The sequence below is a fragment of the Mesorhizobium sp. LEGMi-168a genome, from assembly GCF_058312955.1.
This window is the reverse complement of record NZ_JBZEGV010000064.1, coordinates 1-6,195: the sequence shown is the minus strand read 5'-3', so window position 1 is coordinate 6,195 and position 6,195 is coordinate 1. Positions and strand designations below refer to the sequence as shown.

Below are 6,195 nucleotides of genomic sequence, written 5' to 3'. Positions count from 1 at the left end.
GCCGCGACAATCAACCTGACAAAGCACTTGCGCGCGTCAATCAAAGCCGCAATCATCACACCCGCCGCGACGCCAGATTCTCATCCAGATTGTCGCGCACCTCTCTCCCAGATTGTCGCGCTACAGCCGGCAGTCTAACCCCAAGCCCCCCTCGCCAGACTGCCGGCGCGCTTCTAGGAATGTCGAGGCAGGCCGCGCCCAACGCCTCCTTCTCCGACTATGCTTCGATCAGATCCTTCGAGCGGTGTAACCGTCGCATGCGGCTCTACCTGGCCAGCCAAGCCTTGCGCTTCCTCCAGCGAGGAAAGCCGATCGCCATCGGTGCGTCAGTTTTGGTGTTTGCCCACCTGCCATCTGCGATCTCGTGTCGACGTCGCCGAGTGAGCAGTGGAAGCTCCTCCTGATTGAAAAAGGGCAGGGTGGCTTGGTGCCCCCTTTTTTGCAGCTGTCGCCCGAGTTTTCCTGGGCGTCGAATCGGGACATTCGACCTTCGACAAGAAGAGGCGATCGTGGTCGATCTCATGCCCTCCGATTCGGCGCTGTAGGCTCCATTCGCGTGGGGGGAAGACGCGGTGCATTTGCGCTTTGCGAAACCCCGGTAAACGTTGCTCGAATGCCAGCTAGAGACTTTGGTCTAAACGATCGCGCATCGATGGGGACGCGTTCGACTAGTTATCGCCACCATCGCTTTGCCGCGATCGCCGGAGCCGTTTTCGAGCATGACAGTCATACCGGCGATGTCGGCACAATGCCGGGTGCCAAAATCCACAAGATGCATTCCAGCCAAATGCTAGCTGACCAGCATATGTCCGGCCTTCCGCAAGGCGCCTAGGAAGAGAGTGGCATGGTCCTCGACATTAATCTTGGCCTGCATCGACAGGGGCATGCTGGTCCAATTCTCCAATGGCGCAATCAAACCCGAGAAAATTCCACCGACAATGCAATGGCGGATAACAAAGCCGTGTCTGTCCAAAGCCAGCACGCCGGTCCGGTCGCTTGGATATCGGATGGCCGCGACCCGCTGCACCGCCGCGTCACCGTCGACCCGCACGTCGAAAAGCAGGATGCCCCGGCTCCTGGCGGCTATCGCCGCGGCTTTTTCAGTGAAGCTTAAAGAGAGCGAGCGGACGCTTTCGACCGCCATCTGGAAAACCAGCGAATCCAGTTCATCCGCAGCCATGGGGGTAATTGCCCGCAACACAGGGGTGATTGCAATCGACGCACACGGCTTGTTCACAGATGTCGGCCCACGACCGATCATTTAGTTTGGATTGACGGTCGGCCACTGATCGAGCATGCTTCGATTCGACCCGATCCTGAAGCGGAAGGCGCGGGCTGTTAATGAAGTTGGGCTTCCGCTCGACGGCCGTTAACGAACTCCGTTCCTTCAGTCCTCGAAGCTCGCAACCCCCTTTAGGAGGTGTGGGAGGAGCGGCGCCGTGAGGCGTCTCGCCATTCCGGTCAATCGCAAATCAAGTTGCAAGAAAATAGCGGTCAAACACTGAAGATCCTGCATTTCAGAGCCGCAAATCTACACAAGAGACGGGGCGGCCATGGTTGCTCCTTATGCGGATAGAGCATAGCGAAGCCACAGCATCCGACATTCTGTCGACCGTGTCGTGTCCGCGACACCGGTAAATTGGCTAATCTCTGATCTGCGCCCAGCCAAATGGCTGAGAATAGTAGATAAGATTGTCTTGGTCATCTCGTTCAGCCAATTGGCACGAGTTTTGATGCCCTGGTTTGCGCTTCGCAGTGCCGGGCGGCCGCGCTGCGCCGATGATATCAATCGCCTTGGAGGAACTGTGATGAGCAGCGTGGATCAACGAACAGCACCGGAGCAAGCCGTACGGGAACGCATCAAGGCATCACATGCTCTCGATGGCGATGCGAGCCGCTTGGCTCAATTGTATAGGGGATGGGCGAGCACCTTCGATCTGGACCAGGTCCGCGTCGGGTACTGCGGGCCAATGGTCGTTGCAGAATTGGCAGGCGCGGTGCAGACTGCCTATCTGGCCGGCCAGCGAAACGCCGTCGCCGTCCTGGACGCAGGTTGCGGAACGGGGCTCGTCGGCATGGAACTGGAACGCCTCGGCTTTCGGTTGATCGACGGGTTCGATCTTTCTGAAGATATGGCTGAAAAGGCACGGCAAACAGGCGTTTACCGCCATGTCCGAGGCAATGTCGACCTTAATGGTCTGCTCTCCGACTACTCCCGTGCGAGCTATGACTTAACCGCCTGCTGCGGAGTTCTCACGCTCGGGCATGTTCGACCGGATGGATTGCGCGAACTGGCCCGCGTGACCCGACCTAACGGATACATAGTCGCAAGTACCCGCAAGAGCTATGCGGAGATAGCCTGCTTTGAAGACGAGGTCTTGCGTCTGCAGGATGAAGGTGTTCTTCAATTGGTGCAGTGTCTAAGGAACGGAAGATACCTCACGGAAGAGGACGGACACTACTGGGTTTTCCAAGTGCCCAGTTCCAAACCTACGGAGGAGCAGCCGTGACCGCGCCGCCGCAAAACTCACGGGGGGGGGGGGGGGGGGACAATTGCGACCTTTGCAGCTAGTCCCGAGTTCGCTTGTGTGCCGCGCGCGCTGGGCGCCGAGGGCAAGGTCAGCCTCGATGACACAACATCAACTCGATCACCAGCAATGTGGTTCGAGCCAGCAGCTCGCCGTGTAGTTTCGTCGCAAGTCATCGCGCAACGCCAGAGTCAGTTTAAGGTGATACCGCTCGCGTTGTCATCGATACTATAACATTAACCGTCAGTACGGCTGATGGCTAGTAACGCCATGTCAAAGTTGTAAGGGGAAGCGAGATGAATACTTGCACCGAAGAAGATAGCGCCAGAGATACGCCCCCTATGCAGGCATCTTTCAGTTTGGAATAGGAGCAGTTTGTCTGATGCAGTTGAACAGGGATCAGCGATTAGAGGCCTTTCGGCGGATGCTTAGCATCCGTCTGTTCGAAGAAGAGGGTATGCGTCAGTTCAACGGCGGCAAGGTCCCTGGTTGGTTCCACTCGAGCGCCGGTCAGGAAGCTTCTATAGTAGGGGCCTGTCTCGCACTTCGAGATGATGACGCCATGACCGGAACGCATCGTTCGCACGGTCATCCGATCGGGAAGGGCGCACATCTCGGCGCGCTGATGGCCGAACTGATGGGTAAGGAGGGCGGCATTTGCAAAGGGCGCGGCGGTTCGATGCACTTTGCAGACCAGTCGGTCGGCATCATCAGCGAATCAGGTATCGTCGGAGGGGGCATTCCTCTTGCCACAGGGTGCGCCTTCAGCGCCAAGTTGCGGGGCGCCGATCAGGTTACCCTTTGTTTCTTTGGCGATGGAGCGGTGAACCAAGGTACCTTCCATGAGAGTCTCAACATGGCATCGCTGTGGAAGCTCCCCGTCATCTATCTTTGCGAGAACAACGGTTATGCAATGGTCACCTCAGTGGCGGAAAGCCACGGTCAGCCTAACATCGCGATACGGGCAGCGGCCTACGGCATGCCAGGGGTAACGGTTGACGGGCAGGACGTGAGCACGGTTTTTGAGACTGCGGCGCAGGCTGTCGCACGAGCCCGTGCCGGCGGGGGACCCACTCTCATAGTAGCGAACACCTATCGGTTCGATGAGCACAATTTGGGCTTGGTAATTCCGGGACAGCCTTATCGATCGATTGAAGAAGTAGAGGCTTTCAAACGAGATCGAGATCCGATTTTGCTGTATCGCGCTGTGCTCCTCGATGACGGCATGAGTGAAAGGCGCCTGAGAGCAATTGAGGATGAAATCCTCGAAGCTGTCAGGCAGGCTGTACATTTTGGTCTGCAAAGCCCCATGCCTCGGCCCGAAACCTTACCCGATTATATTTTCAAGTCGCCCCCTGCGAGCGACCACAGCTTCGTGGGTCGGCTGGAGTGGAATTAGCCCCATGGAAACTGACGCTCAGAAGCATGCCGCAATGGCTCACACCCATATTCAGATGTCCTATCTAGAGGCGCTTGTAGAAGCACAGTTGGAGGAAATGGATCGTGATCAGCGAGTCATTTTGATCGGAGAGGACATCGCAGCGCACGGCGTTGTCAGACTTATTGAGCGATTCGGCAAAAACCGGATTTGGAACACGCCGATTTCAGAAGGCAGTTTTACCGGTCTCGGCATTGGGGCTGCCATCAACGGATTGCGACCGATCGTAGACCTCTCAGGCGCCAGCTTCATTTACCTCGCCTCGGATCAGATCATCAACCAAGCGTCGAAATTGCGGTATATGACTGGGGGCCAGATCGACATTCCGATCGTGTTTCGTTGCTGCATGTACTGCTTGGGTTCAGAAGCTGCGCAGCATGCCGACCGGCCCTATCCCCTCTTCATGAATGTGCCGGGTCTCAAGATCATCAGTCCTACCAGCGCCGCCGACATTAAGGGGCTCATGAAATCAGCAATTCGCGATGATGATCCCGTACTCGTCTTCGAAGACACTCGCCTGTGGTCGATCATCGGCGATGTGCCTACTGATCCGGATCATCTAACCCCGATCGGTAAAGCGGACGTGAAGCGCGAGGGGAAGGACGTAACGGTTATTGCCATTGCCGGTGCCGTTCTGCCGACGATGGAGGCTGTCGACGCACTCGGCGAGGAAGGCATTTCGGTCGAAGTGATTGACCCGCGCACGTTGAAGCCACTCGATCACCAGGCCGTCAGGATGTCAGTCGCCAAGACCGGACGACTTGTGATCGTCGAAAACGCACACCGCGTCTGCAACGTTGGCAGTGAAATCGCTGCGGTGATGGCGGAGAACGCCCTCGATCTTTTGAAGCGACCGATCCTACGCCTGAGCGCTCCTGACATTCACGTTCCCTTCAGCCCGGGTCTTGAGAAAGGGTTTTTCCCGACGAAGGATCGCATCGTAGCCGCTGTGCAGCGACTGCTCTGAGATCCGGAGAAAACTCTGACGACGATACTAATCTGCAGCATTATTAGTAATAATTCGTTCGCCGTAGAGGCGTATAAGATAGCGGAAATTGAAACAGCAATACATCGACAATCGCGGCGGAGCCTGCAATGAATGCGCAAATTTCACCTTCTTCGCGTAAGTTCGAATTAAGTGGGAAGACTGCGTTGATAACGGGCGGAGGGCGTGGCATCGGATTGCAAATCGCCCGTACGCTGCAACAAGCTGGCGCAGCCATAGTCGTTACTTGCACTGACGAGGCTCGTCTGGCTGAGGTTGCAGACCGGTTCCCTGTCAAGCCGCAGGTCCATCAGCTTGATGTCACGGATTCGCAGGCAGTACGCGACCTCGCTGGTAAAATCGCCCTTTGCCCCGATATCCTTGTCAACAATGCCGGGGTGTCTCGCGCCGCCTCCACGCATCAGACCACTGATGAGGATTGGCGAGCGGTCCTCTCAGTGAATTTGGATGGCGTCTTTTATTGCAGCCGCACGTTCGGGCCGCTAATGGCAGAGCGTGGGTCGGGGACAATTGTAAATATCAGTTCAATGTGCGGAGCAATCGTTACCCGACAGCAATCCGTCGTCACGGCCTACAATGCAAGCAAGGCGGGGGTGAACATGGTTACCAAGACACTTGCATGCGAATGGGCCGGATCTGGTGTCCGCGTAAACGCAGTTGCTCCCGGGTTCGTGCAGTCTGAGACGGTCGACAGATATCCCAAAGAAGTGATCAATGCATGGTGCGATCGGACACCCATGCGCCGCATAGGCCAGCCTCATGAAGTGGCATCTGCAGTTCATTTTCTTGCTAGCGATGCATCGAGCTATATTACGGGAACGGTACTGTTGGTAGATGGCGGCTATACCTGCTGGTAGCCACGTGCTGGCTATCGTAGAGACATTCCCGACGGCGCCCAAGGCGACCCTTCGAAGGTTATGTCATCCAGGTTGGGTTTTCCGCATATTTTGGTGCAAGTTGCGGGATTCACGGTACGCGTCCGGTAAAGCCTCAAGGGAAGCGTACGATTCACGGACGGTGTGAATAAGTTCATAGAGTCGGGATCGCAGTCGACGCCGTGATTTGCCCGTGCTCCATGCCTTCCGCTCGCTGATTTGTACGCCTCCGGCGAGGGCCGCCTTGCGCGAGCATGGCACGGTAGCGAGTCTGCGCTCTTAAGGTCGTCCTTACGAGCGTAGTTAGCAGCACAGCATGAGCCATGTGACGTTATTGACCGGGCCTGA

Annotated in this window: 5 protein-coding genes; 4 read left to right on the top strand and 1 reads right to left on the bottom strand. The window is 56.7% G+C overall.

Annotation, left to right across the window (positions count from 1 at the left end; all coding sequences use genetic code 11):
* Positions 1–790: 790 nt before the first annotated feature.
* Positions 791–1,180, bottom strand: a complete 390-nt coding sequence (locus AC4FWB_RS33645; RefSeq protein ID WP_491030528.1) for a hypothetical protein — start codon at positions 1,178–1,180, stop codon at positions 791–793.
* A 628-nt stretch (positions 1,181–1,808) separates the two neighbouring features.
* On the opposite strand from AC4FWB_RS33645, the gene AC4FWB_RS33640 reads away from it, so the two are divergent.
* The 4 genes from AC4FWB_RS33640 to AC4FWB_RS33625 all read left to right on the top strand — a co-directional run bounded on the left by AC4FWB_RS33640 (position 1,809) and on the right by AC4FWB_RS33625 (position 5,829).
* On the top strand, positions 1,809–2,510 hold the full coding sequence (locus AC4FWB_RS33640; RefSeq protein ID WP_491030527.1) for a class I SAM-dependent DNA methyltransferase: 702 nt from the start codon (positions 1,809–1,811) through the stop codon (positions 2,508–2,510).
* Between the two features lie 400 nt (positions 2,511–2,910).
* Positions 2,911–3,927 carry a thiamine pyrophosphate-dependent dehydrogenase E1 component subunit alpha gene (locus AC4FWB_RS33635; RefSeq protein WP_491030526.1) on the top strand — a complete coding sequence of 339 codons (1,017 nt, stop codon included), beginning with the start codon at positions 2,911–2,913 and terminating at the stop codon, positions 3,925–3,927.
* 4 nt (positions 3,928–3,931) lie between these two features.
* On the top strand, positions 3,932–4,933 hold the full coding sequence (locus AC4FWB_RS33630) for an alpha-ketoacid dehydrogenase subunit beta (RefSeq protein WP_491030525.1): 1,002 nt from the start codon (positions 3,932–3,934) through the stop codon (positions 4,931–4,933).
* A 128-nt stretch (positions 4,934–5,061) separates the two neighbouring features.
* A complete protein-coding gene (locus AC4FWB_RS33625; protein ID WP_491030524.1) occupies positions 5,062–5,829 on the top strand; it encodes an SDR family NAD(P)-dependent oxidoreductase in 768 nt (255 codons plus the stop codon).
* Positions 5,830–6,195 lie beyond the last annotated feature (366 nt).

Bases quoted from the DNA above. Each gene is read 5' to 3' on its own strand.
- AC4FWB_RS33645 (WP_491030528.1), bottom strand. From the start codon at position 1,180: ATGGCTGCGGATGAACTGGATTCGCTGGTTTTCCAGATGGCGGTCGAA.
- AC4FWB_RS33640 (WP_491030527.1), top strand. From the start codon at position 1,809: ATGAGCAGCGTGGATCAACGAACAGCACCGGAGCAAGCCGTACGGGAA.
- AC4FWB_RS33635 (WP_491030526.1), top strand. From the start codon at position 2,911: ATGCAGTTGAACAGGGATCAGCGATTAGAGGCCTTTCGGCGGATGCTT.
- AC4FWB_RS33630 (WP_491030525.1), top strand. From the start codon at position 3,932: ATGGAAACTGACGCTCAGAAGCATGCCGCAATGGCTCACACCCATATT.
- AC4FWB_RS33625 (WP_491030524.1), top strand. From the start codon at position 5,062: ATGAATGCGCAAATTTCACCTTCTTCGCGTAAGTTCGAATTAAGTGGG.